At 59.0% G+C, this 21,771-nt stretch carries 14 protein-coding genes and 8 pseudogenes; 9 read left to right on the top strand and 13 right to left on the bottom strand.

All coding sequences use genetic code 11. From position 1 onward, the window contains the following. Nucleotides 1-11: 11 nt before the first annotated feature. A complete protein-coding gene (locus ACVI1L_RS24305; protein ID WP_456784016.1) occupies nucleotides 12-434 on the bottom strand; it encodes a helix-turn-helix domain-containing protein in 423 nt (140 codons plus the stop codon). A 143-nt stretch (nucleotides 435-577) separates the two neighbouring features. Further along, nucleotides 578-1,584 (bottom strand): annotated as a pseudogene (locus ACVI1L_RS24310) (IS110 family RNA-guided transposase). Nucleotides 1,585-1,955: 371 nt separating this feature from the next. Here ACVI1L_RS24310 and ACVI1L_RS24315 point away from each other — a divergent pair. After that, entirely contained in the window at nucleotides 1,956-2,831 is an 876-nt protein-coding gene (locus ACVI1L_RS24315) for an IS630 family transposase (RefSeq protein ID WP_456784017.1), read from the top strand. 197 nt (nucleotides 2,832-3,028) lie between these two features. On the opposite strand, the pseudogene ACVI1L_RS24320 reads toward ACVI1L_RS24315, so the two are convergent. After that, nucleotides 3,029-3,571, bottom strand: a pseudogene (locus tag ACVI1L_RS24320) (IS66 family transposase); the annotation flags it as partial. A gap of 684 nt (nucleotides 3,572-4,255) precedes the next feature. Here ACVI1L_RS24320 and ltrA (ACVI1L_RS24325) point away from each other — a divergent pair. Next, complete coding sequence (ltrA, locus tag ACVI1L_RS24325; protein ID WP_456784018.1) at nucleotides 4,256-5,497, top strand: group II intron reverse transcriptase/maturase; 1,242 nt, start codon at nucleotides 4,256-4,258, stop codon at nucleotides 5,495-5,497. A gap of 586 nt (nucleotides 5,498-6,083) precedes the next feature. Next, on the top strand, nucleotides 6,084-7,409 hold the full coding sequence (gene ltrA, locus ACVI1L_RS24330; RefSeq protein ID WP_456784019.1) for a group II intron reverse transcriptase/maturase: 1,326 nt from the start codon (nucleotides 6,084-6,086) through the stop codon (nucleotides 7,407-7,409). 117 nt (nucleotides 7,410-7,526) lie between these two features. Here the strand turns inward: ltrA (ACVI1L_RS24330) and ACVI1L_RS24335 are convergent. Then, nucleotides 7,527-7,658 (bottom strand): annotated as a pseudogene (locus ACVI1L_RS24335) (IS66 family transposase); the annotation flags it as partial. Nucleotides 7,659-8,316: 658 nt separating this feature from the next. On the opposite strand from ACVI1L_RS24335, the pseudogene ACVI1L_RS24340 reads away from it, so the two are divergent. After that, nucleotides 8,317-9,489: pseudogene (locus tag ACVI1L_RS24340) on the top strand (2-isopropylmalate synthase); the annotation flags it as partial. Between the two features lie 167 nt (nucleotides 9,490-9,656). On the opposite strand, the gene tnpC reads toward ACVI1L_RS24340, so the two are convergent. Together tnpC and tnpB are read right to left on the bottom strand one after the other, a co-directional pair. Next, nucleotides 9,657-11,285, bottom strand: coding sequence for an IS66 family transposase (tnpC, locus tag ACVI1L_RS24345; protein WP_456784020.1), 1,629 nt, complete (start codon nucleotides 11,283-11,285; stop codon nucleotides 9,657-9,659). Nucleotides 11,286-11,355: 70 nt separating this feature from the next. Next, a pseudogene (gene tnpB, locus ACVI1L_RS24350) lies at nucleotides 11,356-12,104 on the bottom strand (IS66 family insertion sequence element accessory protein TnpB). A gap of 118 nt (nucleotides 12,105-12,222) precedes the next feature. Here tnpB and ACVI1L_RS24355 point away from each other — a divergent pair. Further along, nucleotides 12,223-12,330 (top strand): annotated as a pseudogene (locus ACVI1L_RS24355) (IS66-like element accessory protein TnpA); the annotation flags it as partial. A 76-nt stretch (nucleotides 12,331-12,406) separates the two neighbouring features. On the opposite strand, the gene ACVI1L_RS24360 reads toward ACVI1L_RS24355, so the two are convergent. From ACVI1L_RS24360 to ACVI1L_RS24380, 5 genes and pseudogenes are all read right to left on the bottom strand, one after another. Continuing rightward, complete coding sequence (locus tag ACVI1L_RS24360; protein ID WP_456785689.1) at nucleotides 12,407-12,874, bottom strand: hypothetical protein; 468 nt, start codon at nucleotides 12,872-12,874, stop codon at nucleotides 12,407-12,409. Between the two features lie 631 nt (nucleotides 12,875-13,505). Continuing rightward, nucleotides 13,506-13,793, bottom strand: a pseudogene (locus ACVI1L_RS24365) (IS630 transposase-related protein); the annotation flags it as partial. 1,071 nt (nucleotides 13,794-14,864) lie between these two features. Then, on the bottom strand, nucleotides 14,865-15,089 hold the full coding sequence (locus ACVI1L_RS24370; protein ID WP_456784021.1) for a helix-turn-helix domain-containing protein: 225 nt from the start codon (nucleotides 15,087-15,089) through the stop codon (nucleotides 14,865-14,867). A 206-nt stretch (nucleotides 15,090-15,295) separates the two neighbouring features. Then, nucleotides 15,296-16,261 carry an IS481 family transposase gene (locus tag ACVI1L_RS24375; protein WP_069280608.1) on the bottom strand — a complete coding sequence of 322 codons (966 nt, stop codon included), beginning with the start codon at nucleotides 16,259-16,261 and terminating at the stop codon, nucleotides 15,296-15,298. 60 nt (nucleotides 16,262-16,321) lie between these two features. After that, nucleotides 16,322-16,813, bottom strand: a complete 492-nt coding sequence (locus tag ACVI1L_RS24380) for a helix-turn-helix domain-containing protein (RefSeq protein ID WP_456784022.1) — start codon at nucleotides 16,811-16,813, stop codon at nucleotides 16,322-16,324. A 534-nt stretch (nucleotides 16,814-17,347) separates the two neighbouring features. On the opposite strand from ACVI1L_RS24380, the gene ACVI1L_RS24385 reads away from it, so the two are divergent. The 3 genes and pseudogenes from ACVI1L_RS24385 (at nucleotide 17,348) to ACVI1L_RS24395 (ending at nucleotide 18,577) form a co-directional block, all read left to right on the top strand. Further along, nucleotides 17,348-17,623: a DNA -binding domain-containing protein gene (locus tag ACVI1L_RS24385; protein ID WP_456784023.1), complete on the top strand. Its 276-nt coding sequence runs from the start codon at nucleotides 17,348-17,350 to the stop codon at nucleotides 17,621-17,623. Nucleotides 17,624-17,790: 167 nt separating this feature from the next. Next, nucleotides 17,791-17,967: pseudogene (locus ACVI1L_RS24390) on the top strand (transcriptional regulator domain-containing protein); the annotation flags it as partial. Nucleotides 17,968-18,217: 250 nt separating this feature from the next. Continuing rightward, nucleotides 18,218-18,577, top strand: coding sequence for a DUF2285 domain-containing protein (locus tag ACVI1L_RS24395; RefSeq protein ID WP_456784024.1), 360 nt, complete (start codon nucleotides 18,218-18,220; stop codon nucleotides 18,575-18,577). A 254-nt stretch (nucleotides 18,578-18,831) separates the two neighbouring features. Here ACVI1L_RS24395 and ACVI1L_RS24400 read toward each other — a convergent pair whose 3' ends face one another. Both ACVI1L_RS24400 and ACVI1L_RS24405 read right to left on the bottom strand, forming a co-directional pair. Continuing rightward, nucleotides 18,832-19,740: a LysR family transcriptional regulator gene (locus ACVI1L_RS24400; protein WP_456785601.1), complete on the bottom strand. Its 909-nt coding sequence runs from the start codon at nucleotides 19,738-19,740 to the stop codon at nucleotides 18,832-18,834. A 391-nt stretch (nucleotides 19,741-20,131) separates the two neighbouring features. Beyond that, nucleotides 20,132-21,088 carry an isocitrate lyase/phosphoenolpyruvate mutase family protein gene (locus ACVI1L_RS24405; RefSeq protein WP_456784025.1) on the bottom strand — a complete coding sequence of 319 codons (957 nt, stop codon included), beginning with the start codon at nucleotides 21,086-21,088 and terminating at the stop codon, nucleotides 20,132-20,134. Nucleotides 21,089-21,190: 102 nt separating this feature from the next. Here ACVI1L_RS24405 and ACVI1L_RS24410 point away from each other — a divergent pair, with 102 nt between their 5' ends. Then, the gene (locus ACVI1L_RS24410; RefSeq protein WP_456784026.1) at nucleotides 21,191-21,436 is read left to right on the top strand and encodes a hypothetical protein; all 246 of its coding nucleotides are present in this window, start codon (nucleotides 21,191-21,193) and stop codon (nucleotides 21,434-21,436) included. Nucleotides 21,437-21,771 lie beyond the last annotated feature (335 nt).

Below are 21,771 nucleotides of genomic sequence, written 5' to 3' on the forward strand. Positions count from 1 at the left end.
GCATGCTGCCTCTATCGCCTACCCTTCGACTTCGATAGCCTTGCGACCAGCGAAACAATGTCCGCTCGAGCACCTTCGTCGATTTTCATGAAGGCCCTGACGAGCTCAAGGACCTGCTTTCCCAACTTGCCTTTCCGCGCGGCGACTATTTCGGAAACCTCCGAGAGGGCCGACTCCCGTCGGGGCGTTTCACTTGCGCTGACCTCGAAGAAATGTGAGATGGGCGTGTTCAGTGCACGAGCAATTTCGTAAAGTCGACTCGCTGGCACTCTACTCGTGCCATTCTCGTGCTTCTGTAACTGCTGAAATACTATATCCAGTCGACTCGCGAGCCCCTTCTGACTGAGGCCGATCCGCTTTCGCTGGCTTCGAATGCGCTCGCCAATTCTCGCGTCAAGATCGTTGCGTGTCACGAATAGGTCCAATTGTTTCACGTCAGTAAACCTAGTCCATACTACCTCCAAGCAATTAATTCAACTGAGCCGTTCAGTATCCCATAGTGACAGGCATTGCTGACCCGAAACGAAGATTGCGCAAATGCGGACTTTCTGCCGACTCGACAACATTGACTGCGGCGTCAAGCGGGTCGGGTGTCTGCATCGCCGATCCTGGTTATCTCGAAGGCGCGTCCTTTGGTAAGCACAGCCCAGGCGATGCGGGCAAGTTTGTTGGCGAGCACGATAGCGAGCACATTGTGGTGTAGTAGCTTTGGCGGCTTCGATCCAGGAGGCAAAGCCGTAACGTTCCCAACTCTTTATCCTGACAGCGCCACCCATGCCGCCTGCACGAATAGAACGCGCAGGTAGCGATTGCCACGCCTCGAGACTTTGCCAAGGATCGTGTGGTCTCCAGTCGAGATCTGTTTGGGCACCAGTCCAAGCCAGGCGCCAAGTCGCGGCGGCCTTTGGAGAATACGTCTCCAGTGCCGATCGCAGCCGCCATGGCGCTCGAAATAATCGGCCCGATGCGAGGAACTGTCATCAGGCGCGAACAGGCTTGATCTTGACGGGCAACAGCTTCGATCTCTTCGGATAGGTCATTGATGCGCTGATCCAACCGGCGCCAATCGACTGCCAGGTGCGCGTCGCAAGAATGGTGAGTAGTTCTGTGCGTAGCAAGCCGATGCCCTGTCGCATGGCGATCCCGCGTTCCAGCATGAAGGCGCAAATCTGGTTGATGCCGTGCGTTGCGACACCAGTCGCTCGCGCACCCAATGTAATGCCCAGCTGCTCGGCGGTCTTGGTCGCGACAAACTTCATCGTCGGGTGCTGCACGGCCTCGGCAATCGCTTCGGTATCATTGAAGTAGTTCTTCTGTCCCTTACTGTAGGGGCGGACGGATTTGGCCGGCATTAGTCTGGCATCGTGACTAAGCGATTCGAGTTTGCGGCTCAGGTCATGTGCACCGACGCAGGCCTCCATGCCGATGAGGCGATGCGACATATTGGCGAGCAGCGCTTCCACTTGGCCGCGCGACCACTTTTGCCGCAGCACGATGGCGCCACGCGTCGTGACCCACGACGTGGTACGAGTCTTTGCCGATATCGATGCCAATCACGGCGATCACAGTGTTTGGTGTAGACATGGTGTGGCTCCTTGTCTTTGGCGCCCCTTTTCAGCTTCGTTTACTGGCGGGGCGGGATCACGGCCGGACCATCCCATTGGTCTAGTGTCCTGTCCCGCAAATAAATGGCATTAATGCTGCATGGTTTTCGCGGTCTCTTCGATGGAGATGCCGATGACGATAGGTAGACCGAAGGCAGAGCTTGTGTTGTCGGATCAGGAGCGTTCGCAGCTTCAAGCGTTTGCGCGTAGCTGCTCGCTCCCCGCGGCGCTCAGCAGTCGAGCGCGCAAAGTAGCGCAGATGGTGAGCCCAATAATGCGATCGCGCTGCGGATGCAGCTGACCAATAGTGCTACGGCCGGGAAGTAGCGATCGTGCTTCATCAGACGGCGCGTGGCCGGCCTGTACGATGGTGCTCGCCCAGGTGCGCCGCGAACGATCGATGACGAACGCGTAGCTCAGCTGATTAGGACGACGCTGCACACCAGGCCATCTGATGGTTCCACACATTGGAGCGTTCGCTCCGCGGCTGCCGAAACTGGCATCTCCAAGACCAGCGTACAGCGCTATTTCCAGACGTTCGGCTTGCAACAGTATCGCTCCGAAGGCTTAGAGCTGTCCAAGGATCCGTTCTTCATCGAGAAGCTGCGCGACGTCGTCAGGCTGTACCTGAGCCCGCCCGACAATGCTTTGGTGATCTGCGTGGATGAGAAGAGTCAATGTCAGGCTCTAGAGCGTACGCAGCCAATGCTGCCGATGGGCTTCGGTTACGTCGAAGGGATTATTCACGACTACAAGCGCCACGGGAGCACCACGTTGTTCGCAGCGCTGAATGTGATTGATGGGACGGTACTCGCCAGATGCAAGCCGCGTCATCGACGTCAGGAATTCCTGTCGTTCCTGCGCGAGATTGATAAAGCGGTTCCCACGGGACTGGATATCGACTGTATCATCGACAATTACGCGACCCACAATCACCCGAAGATCAAGGCCTGCTCGCGATCAGACCTCGTTGGCACATGCACTTCATTCCGACACAGTTCCTGGCTTAACCAGGCGGAGCGCTTTTTTGCATTGATCACCGACAAGGCGATCCGCCGCGGAGTCTTCTCCGACGTTAAGCAACTCGTTCGGAAAATCGATCACTTCGTCTCGGCATACAACGCCACCTGCCCGCACTTCCGCTGGACTGCTGCGGCAGACGCAATCCTTGAGAAGCTACATCGACCTTGCTCACGGCAAAGAGACCCCGTCTGGCGCAGGAGGTGAGCAATCGGCTATCGGCTGCTGAGTTTGTGAGCCGATGTGCGCTTCTATGTCTGTGCCTAGTTCTGGAACTAGAACCTTCCATATGATCGAAGCGGTTGCCGACCGTCTTGAGGGAGCGCCGCGGCAGCTTCGCCGACGCTGGTCGGACGAGTTTAAGGCCCAAGTCGTGATGGAGGGTAAGCGGCAAGCTGAGGCCGTTAGGCGGCGTGGTTCCACGGCATAAGCGCGTCGAGTTTGCTGCTCGGCCAACCGTTGGCGATACGCTGAAGCGTTACGGCGAGCCAGGCGAACGGATCGACGTTGTTCATCTTCGCCGTCTGCAGCAGTGTTGCGATAGTCGCCCAGGTTTGTCCGCCGCCGTCGCTGCCAGCGAAGAGACTATTCTTTCTCGTAATTGTTTGTGGCCTGATGGCGCGTTCGACGATGTTGGAGTCGAGCTCGATGCGGCCGTCGGCCAGGAAGCGCTCGAAGATGGCGCGGCGCGAGACGGCATAGCGGATCGCCTCAGCCAGTTTTGATTTGCCGGAGATCCGCCGCAAGGTCTGCTGCCAGAGGTCGAAGAGATCTGCGACGATCGCCGCGGAGGCTTGCTGGCGCGCGGCGACGCGTGCGTCGGGGCTTTGACCGCGCACGGTTTTCTCGACCTGCCAGAGCTTCGCCATCCGCTCGACCGTCGCCGTTGCCACCTCTGAGCTCCCCGCAACATGCAGCTCGTAGAACTTGCGTCTGTAGTGTGACCAGCTTGCGTCAGGACAAGTCCTGGAAAGGAGGAAGAATGTAATCTGAAACCTTTCAACGTGCCCCAGAGGGTTCGACGCCCTCCCGGCAAAGGCGGAGCCCGCCAGCCGGAAGCGAGTCTTGCATGGGTGACGGCAACGTCACTCGTGAAGCGTAGACAGCGGGTACTGAAGCCCTGTGACCAGCCTCGAAATCACGGTCGTGCTGAAGCCTTCGTCGTGTTGGATCCGGGGGCAGCACTGGGAAAGCCGCTATGGCCAGGCTGACCGGTTCGGCCGGGGTCTCTGAGCAGGGCAAAGGTACGGGATGGGACACCAGGAAACCTGAGAGGTCCCGTTTGTGCCCACATGGGAAAGCCGGCACGGAGCACCGGCCACAGCAACGCTCCAGGCCTGATGACCGACTTGGCGAGCATCGGGAGCGCGCACGCGAACACGAAAACACCAAGGCATGTGGAATCCCGAGGTGAAGACATAAGCCGACGGACACGCGCGGCGGGAAGTCGTAGCGGCTTCATAGTACCGAGGAAGGCGGGGAACTGGGCTCACCGGGACCCGCTCGAGGGAAGGGAGCCGCCACGCGTTAAGACCCATTGACGAGAAACACGGGAGGGAACGCTGAGTCCCACGAACCTGTCCACGAAACGACAATGGATAGCCGATCTGGCGAGGAAGAATCCCAAGCGGGTGCTGACCTCGCTGCATCACCTGATCGACCGTGAATGGATGCTCGAGGCCTATCGCCTGACGCGCAAGGATGGCGCGCCCGGTATCGATGGCATGATGGCGACGGACTATGAAGCGAACCTGGAGGCGAATCTTTGTGATCTCCTGGCGCGCATCAAATCCGGACGTTACATCGCGCCGCCGGTGCGACGGCACTACATCCCGAAGGCGGATGGGACCGAACGGCCACTCGGCATCCCGACATTGGAAGACAAGGTGGCACAGCGGGCGATTCTCCTGCTGCTGGAGCCGATTTACGAGACCGACTTCTTGTCGTGCTCGTATGGCTTCCGACCGGGACGATCGGCCCATGATGCCCTACACGCTCTGCGCAATGGGTTCATGGAGCAAGGGCTGCGTTGGGTGGTGGACGTCGATATCTCGAAATACTTCGACACCATCGACCACACGCACCTGCGCCGATTCCTCGATCAGCGAGTCGCGGACGGCATCGTCCGGAGGATGATTGATAAATGGCTGAAGGCGGGGGTGCTCGAAAAGAGCGTCCTGCGCCGCACGACTGGTGGAACGCCCCAAGGCGGCGTGATCTCGCCACTGCTTGCAAACATCTACCTGCATTATGTGCTGGATGAATGGTTCGAGCAGGGGGCGCGACCGCGGCTCAAGGGGCGATGCCAACTGGTCCGATACGCTGATGACGCGGTGATCGCCTTCGAGGACCATCTGTCCGGCAAGCGATTGCTGAATGTGCTGGGTAAGCGGCTCGGTCGGTACGGGCTTCAACTCCATCCGACCAAGACCCGCTTCGTAGACTTCCGGTTCAAACGCCCCGGTGGGCGTCATCCCGCGACGGCGGGGACCACATTCAACTTCCTTGGCTTCACCCATGTATGGGGTCAATCGAGGAAGGGTAAGAATGTCGTCCGACAGATAACGGCAAAAGACCGTTATGCCCGCGCGCTGGCTTCCGTGACGGAATGGTGTCGGCTCAACCTGCATCGCCCGTTCCGGGAACAGCACGCGCACTTGTCGCGGGTTATCCGGGGGCACTGCGCCTACTACGGCATCTCCGGCAACGGCCGACGGATCAGATGGTATCACCACCAGCTCACGCGGATATGGAAGAAATGGCTCGCGCGGCGTGGTCGCCACAGCAATCTGCCGTGGTCGCGCTTCCGAGCCATGCTCGCGCGACACCCTCTGCCGACAGCCAAGATCGTCCACCAATATGCCGTCTCGTGAGCGAAGCTTACGCGTGAAGAACCGGATGCGGGTAATCCGCTCGTCCGGGTCTGTGAGGGTTGCGCCTTGCAAGCGCGTTGAAGTCTGCCGTCTGAGATGACGGCCGCGGCAAAGCCTAGCGAGCAGCCGCGAACCGAGTCTTGCGTGGCGTCCGGTAACGGCCGTTGCGAAGCGTAGACAGGGAGGTTGTAGGCCGGAATGAAGTGAACGGGAAAATAGCCCCGAAATCGAACGTGATCGGAGTAGCCGACCCTGTCTCTCAAAGGGGAAGGCGGAACCGCAGGCCGCGACAACGCGAGCGGTCAGAGGTGCTCCCGGGGTTCGTACCGCCAGCATGCAATCAAAGGAAGCAGCGTGAACAAGGGAGATCCATCCGGTTCAAGCGCAAGCTTGTAAGACCTGCCAAGCCGCTGAGGTGAGAAGGGTCTGACGACCGGGTGGAAGTCAGACTGACCGATAGTACTCCGAGGACGGGAGAGCCGGCCACATGGGGAAGCGGTCAGCGGTAGTTGAATTGTTCTTGGGCGACATGGGCTCCATTCAACGGGAGTTACGGCCTTCTATGCAAAGAGAAGATCAGCTGACCATGGAAACGAAACTTGAACAAATAGCAGTGAAAGCTCGGCGCGAGACAAATCTTCGCTTCACCTCGTTAACCCATCACATCACGCGCGACCGAGTGCAAAAGAATCTATTACAGATTCCGAAGCGCTCCGCCGCCGGGGTGGACGGACAGACGGTGGAGGCGGCGAAGGAGAGCTTCGAGGACTGGATAGGGCCAATGCTCCAATCCATCCATCGCCAGGGATATCGGGCGCCGAACATTCGGCGGGTCTATATCCCCAAGCCCGGTAAGACGGAGAAGCGCCCCCTCGGGGTTCCAACTGTCGCCGACCGGGCGCTCCAGCGCAGCACGGCTGAGGTGCTGGCCGCTATTTACGAGCAGGACTTCTTACCCTGCTCGTTCGGCGGCAGGCCGAAGCTCAGCGCCCATCATGCCTTGGCGACCCTCAATGAGGTGATCGCCGGCGGCATGATCAGCTGGGTGTTGGAGGCGGATTTGAAGAACTTCTTCGGGAGTCTCGATCATGATCGGGTCCTCCGGTTTGTCGAACATCGAGTCGGTGATCCGCGCCTGATCAGCTTGATCCGGCGCTGGTTGAAAGCGGGCATCCTGGAAGACGGAGCGGTGCACCCGAGCGAACAAGGAACGCCACAAGGCGGATCGATCAGTGTGCTTTTGAGCAACCTCTACCTTCATTACGTTCTCGACCTCTGGTTCGAACGCGTGGTGAAGGGTCGGTTGCGGGGCGAAGCCCGACTGGTGCGCTATATCGACGACTTTGTGATCTGCTTCCAATATCGATCGGACGCCACCCGCGTACAGGAGGCCTTGCGTCTTCGGTTGGGGAAGTTCGGCCTCACTCTAGAGCCGACCAAGACCAAGTTGGTCGAGTTTGGTCGGTTCGCGCAAAGACATGCGGGCAAACGCGGCAGAAACCGCCCGGAAACAATCTACTTTCTGGGGCTGACGCTCTATTGCACGCGAAACCAAAAAGGCAACTTCAAGGTTGGGATGCGCACCGAGAAATCTCGGCTAAAGCGCAGCCTTATGTCTCTGCAGGAGCTGATGCGGCAAATACGGCATTACAAGATCAGTGACCAGGCCGATGAAATCAACCTCGTCCTGCGCGGCCACTATGGCTATTACGGCGTCGCCGGAAATCTCCGGAGCCTCGTAAAAGTCTATCGGGCCGTGGAGCGTTACTGGCGCGGAATGCTGCGCAGCCGCAGCTGGGCAGGCCGACGCCTCACTTGGGACGCCTTCAACCAAATCAAAGAACGGACACCGTTGCTGAAGCCTAAGCTGCGCCTCCCTTATCGGGAGCTGCAAGCGCTTGCAGTGCTGTGAACCAACTGTCGAAGAGCGTCGGTGCGGGAAATCCGCACGCCACGTTCTGTGGGAACCGGGGGCGGGCGACCGCCTCCGGTGACCCGGTGCGGGGATGGCAACATCCCCGCCTACTCGGCAGCCAGCCAATGTGATGCCATCATTGCCGCGATCGGATCGCGCGAGCTTGTTATAGGCGGCATAGCCATCCACCTGCAGGATGCCGCGATAACCATTGAGATGGCGGACCGCGCATTCGCCGGAGCGGCTAGCGCAGCCGGCTATGGCTACCTAGCGGTCCAACAAGACCGCTTGCGCGATGAAGCGTTGGTTCCGGAGGCTCTGGGACGCGCCGCATCTTCGAGACCACTTGGTGGATCGCGGCCGCTCAGCGGCGTCGTTCTTAGGTCCTCGCCGAAGATACAATGTAGATCGGCGGGATTCACTATCGGATCGTGTTAAAAGTCGCCGATCGCGCGTGCGCCAATGGCGAGGCGCGGCGCAGGATTCTACCCCGACCTGGGCACGGTGCGAGTGAAAAGGAAGATCAACGTACCCCGCTGTAGGCGTTAATCCGGTGATTTGGCTGTCGTGCTACTAGCTGCATGGATGTGGTATACGTCCTTCGAAAAGGCAATGTAGCAACTTCCACACTAACACTAGAAAAGTTGGTAGTATGCGTCGCGTTGCGCAAACTGGTAGACGTTGAGGCAGTAGAGTCCCTTCGCCTCCAGGAAAGCCTCGACGTAAGCAAAATTTCAGCACTAATAGACTCTTTGGAACATCCAGCGACGGCGTTGACATCTCAAATCCGTCTACGATACGCAAGCGATGATGCTTCCGTGGCAGTGACGCAGAAGTGGACTCCATAGAGACAGACTGGTGCTCGTCTTCGCTGAACATTGAGCAAATAGAAGGAGCTGATTTTATGACTTCTGTTGTCTCGTCTTCTGAGAAGGAACGAATTATTGTCTTCGATACGAGCTTGCGTGACGGTGAGCAGTCGCCCGGCGCGACAATGACACTTGAAGATAAGCTTCAAATCGCAGCGATGCTCGAGGAAATGAGAGTCGATGTCATAGAGGCAGGATATCCGGGCTCGTCGGAAGCAGAATACGCAGCCGTACATGCGATTGCTAAGCAGACAAGGGATGCCGTGGTATGTGGGCTTGCGCGTGCCAAGCGCGAGGATATCGATCGTTGCGGCGAGGCTGTCAGGTCCGCAAAGCGCGGTCGCATTCATACATTCATTTCCACTTCGCCAATCCATATGAAGTGGAAGCTTCAGATGGAAGAAAAGGAGGTGTACGACTTGGTGATCGCTCAAGTAACAAGAGCGAGAAACCATACTGACGACGTCGAGTGGAGTTGCGAAGACGCGACACGCAGCGATCGCGATTTCGTATGTCGTTGTATTGAGGCTGCGATCAACGCCGGAGCGACCACGATCAACCTACCAGACACTGTCGGTTATTCCATGCCGGAAGAGTATGCTGCAATGGTAACGATGGCGAAGGAGCGCGTGCCCAACTCCAGTATGGTGACTTTTTCGACACATTGCCATAACGATCTTGGGATGGCCGTCTCGAACTCGCTCGCCGGAATCCGCGCTGGCGCGCGGCAGGTTGAGTGCACAATAAATGGAATCGGTGAACGCGCAGGCAACGCGTCTTTGGAGGAAATCGTTATGGCCATTAAAGTTCGCCATGATGTGCTACCTTATTGGACCAATATTGAAACCAAGATGCTCGCTCGCGCGTCCAGGCTGGTAAGTGAGGCGACTTCATTTCCTATACCGTACAACAAAGCTATCGTTGGTCGGAATGCGTTCGCGCACGAAGCGGGCATCCATCAAGATGGTATTTTGAAGAATGCGCAGACATACGAGATCATGAAACCTGAGAGCGTTGGTGTAGAACATACGTCACTCGTAATGGGAAAACACTCCGGTCGTCATGCGTTCGCCCGCAAGGTGCAAGAACTCGGTTGCCAACATTCAGAGTCTAGCCTAGCACGCGCGTTCGTGCAATTTAAAGCTTTGGCGGATCGAAAGAAACTCATCTCTGATGACGATATCAGGGCCTTGCTTGCTGCGGAGATGCCGCGACAGTAAGTTCTGCAATGTTTTGGAAAACCTAAACAGTGCGGGAGTGCATTCGCCTTGCACTGAATATTTGGAATTCGTTCTGATGGAGGGCTTGTTGATTCTTATATAAAGAGATCGCAAGTTGAACTGTAAGCATCCGGTGAGGACCGCGTAATGGTCACTCAGGCAGCCTGATTGGCTTGATTGTTCTGGTCGCGCCAATTCCAGGGTAGGAGTTCGTCGAGCCTTTGAGCTGGATGCGCGGCGATGCGTGCCAGGACGTCGGCGAGCCAGGCTTGTGGATCCACGTCGTTCATTTTGGCTGTGACGATCAGGCTGTACATCATCGCGGCACGGTCGCCGCCGCGGTCGGAGCCACAGAACAGCCAAGACTTCCGCCCCAGGGCGATACCGCGCAGAGCTCTTTCGGCGGCGTTGTTCGACAGGCAGATGCGACCATCGTCGAGGAAGCGGGTAAACGCGTCCCAGCGCTTGAGCATGTAGTCCATCGCCTTCGCAACATCGTTGCGCCGTGAGAGCTTGGCGCGTTGTTCGCGCATCCAGACCCTCAGATCAGCGACCAGCGGGACACTGCGCTCCTGGCGCACGGCCCGGCGCCGCTCGGGCGTCTCGCCGTTGATGCCGCGCTCGATCTCGAACAAGGCGTCGATCCGGCGGACTTCTTCCAGCGCCAGCGGCGAGATCACCGCTGGCTTTTTGCCGTGCACCTTGCGGCGCGCATTCTCTGCCAAATCAGCCATCACGAAGAACGGCCGTCTGGCATGGACCCAACACGCCGCTTCCAGGATCGGACCTGCGTTGCGGCCCGGGTCGTAAAGCTTGCCATAGCCGCCATAGGCATCAGCCTGGAAGATGCCGCTATAGCCGGCCAGATGGGCTTGAGGATGCTCGCCGGCGCGATCGCGCGAGTAATAAAACACAGCCCCCGGCGGGGCCTGCCCGCCAAAAGGCTTGTCATCGCGTACATAGACCCAGATGCGGCCGGTGTCGGTCTTGCCTTTTGCCAGGACCGGCACCGTCGTGTCATCCCCGTGCAATCGCTCGGCACTCAGCACATGGGCCTCGAGGCGCCGGAACAAGGGCGTCAGCGCAACTGTGCAGCCACCAACCTGGTCCGCGAGGGTCGACAGGCTGATCGGCACGCCTTCCTTGGCATAGCGTTCGGCCTGCCGGTTCAGCGGCTGGTGCTGGCCGAACTTCTCGAACAGCACCATCGCCAGCAAGCTGGGGCCGGCCCAACCACGGGCGATGACGTGGAAGGGCGCCGGGGCCTGGCTGATCTTCTCGCAATCACGGCAGCTGAACTTCTCCCGGACGTGCTGGATCACCTTCCAGGATTTCGGGATCACCTCCAGCGTCTCGGTGATGTCTTCGCCGAGCTTGGACAATCGCGAGCCGCCGCAGCAGGCGCACGCCACAGGTCCCGGCACGATTACCCGCTCGCGAGGCAGATGCTCCGGGAACGGCTGGCGCGATGGTCGCTTGCGCGTGAACGAGGCCACCTTCGTGGCTTTAGTTGCAGCCATTTCGGCAGCGAGTTCGTCCTCAGTCGCTGAGGCCTCAAGCTCCTCCAGCGTCAATTCGAGCTGATCCAGCAGCCTTGCGGTACGCTCCGAGCGAGGGCCATAACGATCACGATTCAGCTTTTCGATCTGCAGCTTCAGGTGAGCGATCAGCGCATGGTCGTCGGACTGCTGGGCGCGAATGCTGGCGAGTTCAGCGCGCGTCGCCAGCAACGCCGCTTGTAGCGCCTCAATGTCCTCCGGCAGCTTCTCGGGACCGTCACCCATCCACCGATGGAATCACAAAAACCGCGATTTGGCGCGCGCTTTTTGCAATCTCGCGGGACTATTGGGCAACCTATCCTGCGCTCTGCGGCCGCCAGCTGTGTTGGGGGTTGCGCCAGTCGATCGCCTCCAGCAAATAGCCCAACTGAGCTGCGGTCAGCGATACCACGCCGTCCACCGTCGCCGGCCAGATGAAGCGGCCACGGTCCAGTCGCTTGGCGTAAAGCGACAGCCCGACCCCGTCGTGCCAAAGGGCTTGATCAGGGTGCCAGCACGACCACGGAACACAAAGACATCGCCGGCAAAAGGATCTCGCCCCAGCCCCTCCTGCACCAGCAATGCCAGACCCTGCATGCCTTTGCGCATGTCAGTGTGGCCGGTTGCGATCCAGATTCTCGCCCCTGCTGCGATCGGGATCATCGCCGCTCCAGCAGATCCAACACGCGAGACAATGCGTGTCATATCCACGTCGGCGTCCACGATCACCCGACAAGCCTTGCCGACGACAATTTCCATGCGTCCGCTCGCTGGCCCCGCCGAAGCTACTGGCGACGTCGCCGTTTGGTCCGGAATCACCATCGCCGGCACAAAGGCTAGCTGAGGTTGTTCAATGTCGCTCGTCCGCGTTCCAAACGATCGTCGCCAAGTCAACAGGAGCGAGCGCGAGATGCCGTATCGTCGTGCTGTCGATGAAACGGCGCGCGGCGCCTGCAAGCTCTCCAGAACGATCTTGAGTTTCTCATCATCGGTCCAGCGACGGCGACGGCCAGTCTCGACAACCTCGAACCGTTCGACCTGAGCACTGAACTTATGGCTGTCCATAAGCGCTGTTACACACCACTCCCTTTAACCCGGCAAGGCGGCCCTCACCGGAGGGAGATGGGTATCCGTCCGGTGAAGGCCGCCTTGCCGAATGAGGCGTATTGTTGAGACTGTCCTTATGGACAGTGATAGGCGCAGTGCCCAAGTCGAACGGCTTGAGGTGGTGGACACGGGCCGGCGGCGGCGCTGGTCCGAGGATGAGAAGCTCAAGATCGTCCTGGAGAGCTTACAGGCGCCGCGCCAGGTCCGCCCTGCCGCTGCCGTGGCCCAAGCATCCGGAACTCGTCCGATTCCCGAAAGCTTCACCCATACCTCGGCGCCTTCAGCGAGTGCCAGAAGCCGGTCCATACACGGATCCCAGATTGGATCGCGGGCGCTGCCCGCGAGTCCGAAATCCCGGAACACAAGACGATGGCCGTCGGCCAAAGTAGTTCAGCGAGGCGCTCTCGTCCTTCCACTCCGCCGGACACCTCCAAGTGGAAGCCCAGTTGGAGGGCAGTTTCGAGGGTCTCGGTCAGCGGATCGGGATCGTCGAGGGTCGGCGCCAAACCGATGGTGCCTGATCGACCCCATTCCTTCAGGACGTCACTGCCCGTCGGTTGCACGAGGGATGGAATGAGCCGCGCCGGCATTCGGGCCTGACTGGCCTGTGCGAAGAGCTCCGTCGGATCGCCGTGCTGGAAGGTGGGCTGGACCAGTACCAGCCTCGCGCAGCCCTGCGCAGTACTCTCCAGTCGTTCCAGGGAGCGGTCGATGACGGGCGCTGCCAAGCGAGCCTCTTGGCGGAAGGCGGGGACCTCGCAGTCTATTCTCATGACGCGTCCTCGCAGCAGACCGCAATCGGCAGAGCGCCGGCTTGGCCGCAGTTCACTAGCGCGTCGACGGCTGTCCGGCAGCCGTTGACACTTGCCGCCTTCATGAGCGCGCAGTCAGCGACGTCCCGCTGCGCAGCCAGATCTCGTGGCGCCGCCTTCAAATGGAGCCGCGTTGCAGGGTGGAATGCTGGCGCGCCATTGCAGTACCGGGGCCCGCAGTAGATTCTCATTGATCATCAGCTGATTTCTCTATCCCTAGCTTGTTCCACTTAGCGCGAACCAGATGCGGGGACAATGCTGGCCCGAGAAGGCAGCTCAAATCGTTCGTACGTTTCGGACGAAAGTGACGTGCGAGCTTCGTCAAGTATAGACGATTCACTCTTCAGGAATTCGATAAGTTCGAGAGCGCGCCAAGGATGACAACACCTTCTGAGCAGCAAGATATCCATCTCGAACGAGGCGGCAAACCTCTGCACTGCGACAAGAGGTGTCGACGCCTTCGAAGTCATCTGCGACGACCGGCTGGGTCATAAGACCCGGCAGCGGATGTGTCCTCTGTATGTTGCGGGATTGATCGGTCCGGGCGGACCTTCAGGCCACGTCCGGCAAGCTCGGCAACGAGACCGCGTATGGTGAAATCGCCGTCCTTGATCCGTTGTGACACCCAGACCGCGTGCTTGCCCGAAATTGCCTTCGGCTTGTAGCCGCCGATCTGGCCAGGCTCAACGCTGCCGGTCTCATCGACCCGCTTCATCCAGCCGATGGCCGTGCTGATCGCCACCCCAAACTGCTTGGCGGCTCGATTGCGCGACATCCCGCCCTCGATCGCAGCCACCACACGCTTACGGAGATCCAGAGAATAAGGCTTGCCCATCCACGCTGGCCTCCTATCCAGCCAGCATGGTGAATCAAAAACACACTGATTTGGGATCCCCAAATCGATTCAGACTAAAGCCATCCCGCTTTAGCCGCGCGAGGTCGAGTGGGCTGAGATCATCATCATCGCGACTCGGACGAAGGATTATGGTGAACTCACCTCGTTGGCAGTCGATGGCATGACGGTGTTCGACGCGCGTCGACTGATCAGCCCGCCCGATGTGGCCTCGGCCGACTACCTGACCATTGGGTGCAGCCTGAACTGAGTCGCGCCATGATCTGCGAACCTACGCCGATATCGGGAGCTTTTGATGTCAGCCTCGAGCCTTGCGGAATCGATCGCGGCTTTCTTGCCCGCGTCTTCTGCGCCGAAAGGTTCGGCGCGCGCCTCGGCTTTGGCGACAGGCTTCAAGCAGATCAAAACCGCAGTGTCTACATGCGCATGCGGGCACGCTCGGATACTTGGACTATCGGTTTGCACGGAGCGAGGGACCAGGTTCGTTAAGTCCATTAAGTCCATTCGTGATCCGCGCGTTGGAAGACATCGTCAACCTCTGCGAAGGCTCGCCAAGGGGCTTCACGATTGCAGCCACGACCGCGCAAGCAACAATGCGCCAAGCCTTCGCATTTGTGCGGGTAGGGCGGCGATCGGGCCGGCCTGGTCGGCGATCCAACGGCGGTGGGTCTCTCTCGCTCGACTCCGACAAAACCTCCTTGAACGCGCCGATCTACGCGAATCTGTTCGAGGATGAGGTGACGATGGTTGTATTCAGCTCCAGATGCGCCTCGCAGGAATGGCGAGTGAGTAAGGTCCCGCCCGGTGCGCGGGGCGGCCCCCGTTGGGCGAGCATCAAGCATCACGGACATTTCGCCAGGCTGATGTGTCGCCACGGAGATCGTCGCGTGCATTCCGACGGCCACATCGACGCGGTCGTGCGTCGCGCCCTTCCCGAATCCATGGGGCCGCCGAAGCCCATTCCCGGACGCCGGAAATCACTAGACCAGCATTCAAGGGGTACCGAACATACGAGAAGAAATGGATTGAGAGTAAGAGGTGTATTGGGGCGTTCTAGCGGTCCCTCTTCGCGGGCCGTTTCAAGAACTCGGCAGGCTCAACCTCGAGCTTTTCGGCAAGACGACCTATGATTTTGATACTGACGTAGTACACGCCCTTTTCAAGCTTACTCAAATAGCTCCGGCTTATCTCGGCCTCGAAGGCAAGTTCGTCCTGGGACCATCTCCTCTTATTGCGCAGACGGCGCAAATTAGTGGCAAATGTCTCCCGCAAATCCATGCGGGACAGAAAGCCGTTTGCCCGACATACTGCACCTCGATATACTTCACAAAATGTCGTATTGTGCACATTTTGAACCAGAGCTGTTTGGTCTGCTGCACATGCGCCAGGTCATCCTGCGGAATGACCTCCTGGGCCAGCATTCAACGGCAACGGTAGCCAGAAGAAATGGATTGAGAGCAAGGCCTGAATTCAGATGGGTCGAGCTAGGTGTTCAGTCCCGAGGTCAAGTGGATGGGATCGATCCTGAAGCGGTTTGGTTCGTCGGCCCATGCTTTGCAGATAGCTTCATAGGGCGTGAGACCACGCAGGGTCTTAAGGCGTCTGGCGAAGTTGTAAGCATCAAGGAAGGCAGCGAGGTGATCTTCCAATTGCTCGTGGGTCTCGTAGTGGTATCGCCGGACGGTTGCCTCCTTGAGCGTGCGGTTCATTCTCTCGACCTGACCGTTAGTCCAAGGATGATTGGGCTTGGTCAGGCGATGCTCGATGCCGTGTCCCAGGCAGGCCCGGTCGAAGGGATGGCCGCGCCAGCTTGCAGTGGCGCCATCACGATTCTTAGGCAGGTCGGCGAACTGGATACCGTTGTCGGTCAGTACAGTGTGGATCCGGAAAGGGACGGCCGCCACCAGTTCTTCGAGGAAGGCCCTGGCTGCTGCACCCGTGGCCTTCTTCACCAGCCGGGCGAAGGCGTATTTGGCGGTCCGGTCCACCGCCACGAAGAGATAGAGTTTGCCTTCCTCGGTGCGGACCTCAGCGATATCGATGTGGAAGTAGCCAATGGCGTAGCGCTTGAAGGGGTGCCTGGCGGGCTTGTCGCCGGCGATCTCGGGTAAGCGGCTGATCCCGTGACGTTGCAGGCAGCGGTGCAAGGACGAGCGCGTGAGATGCGGGATCGTCGCCTGCAGCGCATAGAGACAGTCATCCAAAGGCAGGAGCGTGTGCTTGCGGAAGGCGACGACCATCGCCTCTTCCTCGGCAGAAAGCACGGTCGAGCGCACGGTCTTTGGCCCCATCGGCGCATCGTGGACAAAGGTGCGCTTACGCCACTTGGCGACCGTCTTTTGGTTGAGCCCGTGCTGGGCGGCTAGCTCTTTGAGCGGAGCCTTCGATCGCTGTATTGCCGCTCGGATCGCGTGCGTGGTCGTGGCGCTGCCATGGAGTATCTGGCCCATAGGTCCTCCCGGAATGAAGGACCAGTTTGGCTGATTCCCCCACACTCCGGGACCAGACACCTAGCGCCCTCTCTTTGAAGGCCGTTTCAGGAACTCAGCAGGCTCCACGTCGAGCTTGTCGGCAAGGCGACCTATGATCTTGATGCTGACATAGTACTCGCCCGTTTCAAGCTCGCTCAAATAGCCCCGGCTTATCTTTGCCTCGAAGGCAAGCTCGTCCTGCGACCATCCCCTCGCTTTGCGCAGACGGCGCAAATTGGTGGCGAATGTTTCCCGCAAGTCCATGCGGGAAAGGATGCCGCTTGCTCGATATACTGCACCTCGATATACTTGACAAAATGACGTCTCACGCTCGTTGTGAACCGGAACTGCGTCGCTCTGCTGCGCGCGCGTAAGATCATCCGGACCCCACCACTGAACCGTGGCTGATCCTCGTCCGGATTGTTCAGTGCTGTTGCCCGTGGCGCGCGGCATGTGGTGACCTGCTGGCGACTTCTCGATCCGGAAGCCGCCGACGCCGACCGGAAAGAGGTTGATCGGACCGTGCTGCATATCGATCCAGATCTCGGCCAGTGCGCACTCGCGAACCGTTCGTCAGCCGTTTGGCGGCCGCAAAATGGATGGCTAACCGGGATTACCGAGGCTTTCTTCACGGCGCCGCGACCAAACAGCAAACTTTCTCCCGTGGAGCTCGGAATCGAGAACAATGTTCTCGCCAGCCGACCAAACCGAGCAGCCATCATCGGTCAGCGAGTGGAGGCAACAGGTGCGTCAGCCAAACCAGACGCGTCGATTTCTACTTGCAGGCAACAAGCGAGCAGGGGCTTGCAGGACGCAAATCTGCTGATCGCGCTCCGAGCGATATGGACGCGGTCAAATCAACACCGGCGAAGGGTCGGAGCGAGCGAAATCGAGACAGGCGACGGAACGAGGCCCCGAGATATCCGATAGCCGCCTCCAATCGATGTTTCTGCGAGGAAACATTTTGTAGGCTGCGGCAATCAATCCGGTACCAAGATGCCGTGAAGCGGGCTACCGTCGCTCAGATTTCTATAGAGTTTTTCAGTTTGCTAGGAGTTCCAGGCAGTGTCGGCCGATCCGAAGATCGCAGATGTGGCGCCCAGCGCGCCTGAACTTATGCCATACGATGAGCAGCACGTCGTTACCTACCTGCGCCTTCTCGATGCACAGGCCGATAATGCAGATTGGCGCGAAGTCGCGCGCATTGTGCTCGGTGTTGATCCTGTCCTTGAGCCGGATCGCGCGCGCCGTGCTTTCGACACTCATTTGGCTCGCGCCAAATGGATGGCGCGTCACGGCTATCGTCATCTCCTGCGACGCGGTTGGCCGAAGGGTGAATAATGGATGCACTGGAAGCGGACTGATTTCTTGTCCAGCTCTAATCACAAAAATTGATTGTTCCATCGACGGAGCGCATCAGTATTGAACAAACGCATTGGCACAACCAGAAATCGTCACAATCGTGGGCTGCAATTTCCTTGCATGAACGTGCGGGGAAGAGAAGTACGATGGCAGCCGCTGACTGGAGATCGAAGCAAGCATATCCTGATGCCAGGACGGTAGAGACGGAGGACATTGCCTGGGAATGTCTACGTCGCGACCTTGAGTATGAAAGAGACTATGAGATCCTGACCAGCAGCGAACGATCCGACGCGACGACGGATCACTTCCGAGGAAAGTGGGGGCTTTCGTTTCGCCTCGGATCCGCGAACACCGTTCGACAAACAAGCCATTTTCTGGGCGCCCGAGGCGCTGTCGACCGTGCTGCCGGTCCACCCAATTATCGGTTTGAGGTCGTCCAGACGGTACGACCTGGATCTCGGCAAACTAACGGGCAGCGAGCTTCGTCGGGCGCCAGATGGATGGCATGCCATCGTACCGCTCGGAGGAGCGAAGCACCGCCTTTGGCTGAGAGAACTGCCCTCGAGACGCTCAGTGATTGTCGTCGATCTCCCGCTCGACCGCGAATTCGACATTCGTTTGCGAGCGGCACAGCGCTTTTGGCGAGCGCTCGAAAAGCGTCCGCTCGGGCCGTCCCCACGTGCTCTGCCGATCCAGACCCGGCATCGGCTCATCCTTGCTTTGCGTGCCGCAGATGGGTGGCTGGAAGGAAACAGCTATCGCGAAATCGCGGAAGGCCTGTTCGGCGCGCGTCGCATTCCCGATCGAGGATGGAAAACAAGCGATGTTCGCAGCCTGATCGTTCGCCTGGTCAAGAAGGGGCTGCGTCTCACCCGGGTCGGTTATCGCGCCTTGCTGCGTCACAAGCGCAAAGACAAGTACGATGAGCCCTAAGCTCCGATCGGTTAGTTGTAGCCGTGGTCCCGAAAATAACCCCTCGCAGGTAAGCTAAGTGATGTCATTATTGCGCTTGGTATCCTCTGGGCATCACTTCGGTTCGTTTTTCGCGACCGCGGAAGAACCAGAGGTGAATGAAAAAAAGCAGGCTGGTTTGGATCATTCGTCGCCGTTTGAACGATCAGCTTCGGCCACGTTGGGCTACCGTGTCTGTGTCCGTGTGAGCTGATTTGGTATCGCTTGATGCGATATTAGGCGGCTTCCGGGATTGCAGCCTTCTTGCAGAGCCGAGCGACCCATCGGCAAAAGGCACGGGCGATTTCGAGATTGTCACTACGGTCGACCGCGTAGGCTCGATACTGCATGCCACTGGGAGCCCGCGATCCTGGTATCGCATGCAGCACGCCCCCGCGCACGAGATCGCTGACAATGATTTCCGGCGCTACCAGCAGGCAGTTTCCCGTGATCGCAGCCGGTAGAGCAAGGTAATTGTGATCGTATCGCGCTCCCGACTTTATATCTTTTGTGGTGAGATTCATCGCCCTCAGCCATGTGGGTAGGATATCCGGCCGGGATGTGATGTTCAAAATTGGCATCGAACGAACAACCGAGAGCGTTTTGCCGGCTACGTGATTTGGAGACCCTACGCATACGAGTATCTCATTGTGGATTTCCCAATCGTCGGCCGGCTCAATGAGGGACAGATCGCGCGTAATCAAGATGTCGAAATTGTCAGATGATGTCGGTGGAGACAACGAACTGATCACGTCTACGATCACGCCATCCATCTCAGCAGAGAAAGCTTGGAGATTCGGAATCAGAAAGGAGTGAGCAAAGGTAGAAAGCGACGTACGGACCACAATCCGGTTGGGGTCCGATCGGTTCCGGCGCTGCATTCTCTTGGCGGTGAAGCAGATCGTATCAAGCGGTTCGGCGACGGTGTTCGCGAAAAGTCTCCCAAACTCTGTCAACTGGCTCCGCCGACCTCGCCGTTCCACGAGGTCAGTACCGAGATAGTCCTGTAACACAGCCAGGTAGCGGCTGACCGAGCTCTGGGTCGTTCCCAATGCGTCAGCCGCGCGCGTTACGCTTCCTTCGCGCGCAATGGTCACAAATGCCCGGATTGCATTGAGGGGCACTTCATCGTGTTCGGCAGCCATCTTCTGCTCCGGTAGCTTCTGGAATGCCCGCTGATTGCGACGGCAGGCCATTGCCAAGAATGAATGCTCCATCACATTATTCGATTGTATGGCCGGATTACTGCTTATCAGCGATATCTCGCGCACAAAATCGGCCCCATGGTACGATACGTACACTTTGGCTCGCTAACTTCGATCGCTGTCGACGGCTTTCTCCAGGACTGGATCTTCAAACGGCCATGGAGGATTGTCGGCGCGATGACAGATCCTGCCATCGAGAGAGCCCGCAACTTCCAGAGGACAAAACCGATTGCCCATGCGTTCCCAGCGTCAGGCTAGCGCTGGAGCGGAGCTCGAGCGCTGAGTATCGTTTCAGGATCTCGTTGATTAAGGAGGATACTAAAGGTCGCGTTCAGCGAAGGAAGCGAGCTTCAGCCGCCTTGATCTCGTGCATCTTCTGAAGCCTGAAAATCTCCTCGACCGGTAGAATGTCCTTATGGACGTTTTGGGCGCCGCCGTCGGCTATCACCCGGCGGAAGGCCTCCTGCATGCCGATTGCCGCGGCGCGGATCCCGCAGTTGCCGTAAATCATCATCCGGATGTTGCCCAGCGCCTTGGCTCGCCTGGCGTCGAGATCGGGATAGGCATTCGGCACGATAACCAGCGGCGCCGATCCGCTCCAAGTGCGCGAAAAGCTTTCGATCTCGGAAGGATCCTTCTTCTTCGAATGGACCAGAATCATGTCCGCGCCCGCCTCGACATATGCTCGCGCTCGATCGAGAGCTTCCTGTTCGCCGCGACCTGCGATCAAGGCTTCGGTGCGGGCAATGACGAGAAAATCGGGCGTCCCTCTTGTCGCGATGGCGGCCTCGATCTTGCCTTGGAATTCCTCGACGCGCAGCAGTTCCTGACGACCACCGGCAACAAGGCTCGTCACCTTGGGAAAGGTCTTGTCCTCGATGACGACCGCGCTCGCGCCGGCCCGCTCGTATTCGCCGATGGCGTGGATCACGTTGATCGCGTTGCCATATCCCGTATCGATGTCGGCGACGATCGGCAGCCTCGTGCGTCCGGCGATCGCCCGCAACATGTCGAGATGTTGCGTCATCGAGAGCAAACTCATGTCCGCGAGCCCGTAAAGTGCCGCCAGTTCGAACCCGGAGGCCCATAGACCGTCGAATCCCGCCTCTTCAGCGAGGATTGCCGAGAGCGGGCTGTGGACAGCCATGATCTGCAGAAGACCGTTCTCGGCCATGCGAACGCGAAGGCTTTTGGCTTGTGGCATGATGAATCCTTCAGGAGAGTGCGCATGCGAGCGGTGCCGCGATCGCGGCGAGCACGCCGTCGCGACGCGGCACAGCGCGGCCATGAAGCTCGTCCATGGCGCCGATTGCCGGCGTGGATACCTGTTCGTGAGGCCGCGGCGTTCGGCTAACGCGCGGGCGGATGGAACGAATTCCGACCTAAGACGATGACGCCGGACGATGGCCGCTTCGTCATGCTCGACACACGGGCGGCGACACCGCTTCCTCGCGGCTATGCACTGACGAGCTGCGCGGCACGATCTCGGCTGCGCGCCGCCGCCGTTTCTTGGATCACCCTGTGCGGCGGGGTGATGGTCGTCACAGCGGGCCCGGGCCTTTATGAACCGATGGCGAATGGTCCAGGTTTCCGCTTCCAGGACGCGGGTCGCTATTTGGAATCGATGGCGCGCTGACCATGTGCAGTCGGCGCCGTGTCCAACAGCTCCGATTTGCATGGTTCTCGAGCCGCGGAGGGGATCGAGCGATGTTGGGACGAAAGACAAAAGAGGGTCCAAACGTGAAAGCGAACGTTCGGTGATTTCTAGCCGCTCGTGAATCGGTCAACCAATCATGCAATCGAATTTTTTGATATATCGATCGTAAGTCGCGGCGGCCCGCCTCCATCTCCAGCGTCTGCGTCCCGCTGTCCCGCCGGTGGTGCCGCAGATGGCTGTCACCAATTCGCCGGCTAGCTCTCCTGTGCGACGAGGTCCGTCAGCCTGGATGCGCTCAAGGGCCCGGTCTGCCC

Source organism: Bradyrhizobium sp. USDA 4516 (assembly GCF_054055915.1).

Coding starts and splice junctions, on each gene's coding strand:
- ltrA (WP_456784019.1), top strand. CDS start 6,084: ATGGAAACGAAACTTGAACAAATAGCAGTGAAAGCTCGGCGCGAGACA.
- tnpC (WP_456784020.1), bottom strand. CDS start 11,285: ATGGGTGACGGTCCCGAGAAGCTGCCGGAGGACATTGAGGCGCTACAA.
- ACVI1L_RS24370 (WP_456784021.1), bottom strand. CDS start 15,089: ATGGATTTGCGGGAGACATTTGCCACTAATTTGCGCCGTCTGCGCAAT.
- ACVI1L_RS24375 (WP_069280608.1), bottom strand. CDS start 16,261: ATGGGCCAGATACTCCATGGCAGCGCCACGACCACGCACGCGATCCGA.
- ACVI1L_RS24380 (WP_456784022.1), bottom strand. CDS start 16,813: ATGCAGCACGGTCCGATCAACCTCTTTCCGGTCGGCGTCGGCGGCTTC.
- ACVI1L_RS24400 (WP_456785601.1), bottom strand. CDS start 19,740: ATGGCTGCCGAACACGATGAAGTGCCCCTCAATGCAATCCGGGCATTT.
- ACVI1L_RS24405 (WP_456784025.1), bottom strand. CDS start 21,088: ATGGCCGCGCTGTGCCGCGTCGCGACGGCGTGCTCGCCGCGATCGCGG.
- ACVI1L_RS24410 (WP_456784026.1), top strand. CDS start 21,191: ATGACGCCGGACGATGGCCGCTTCGTCATGCTCGACACACGGGCGGCG.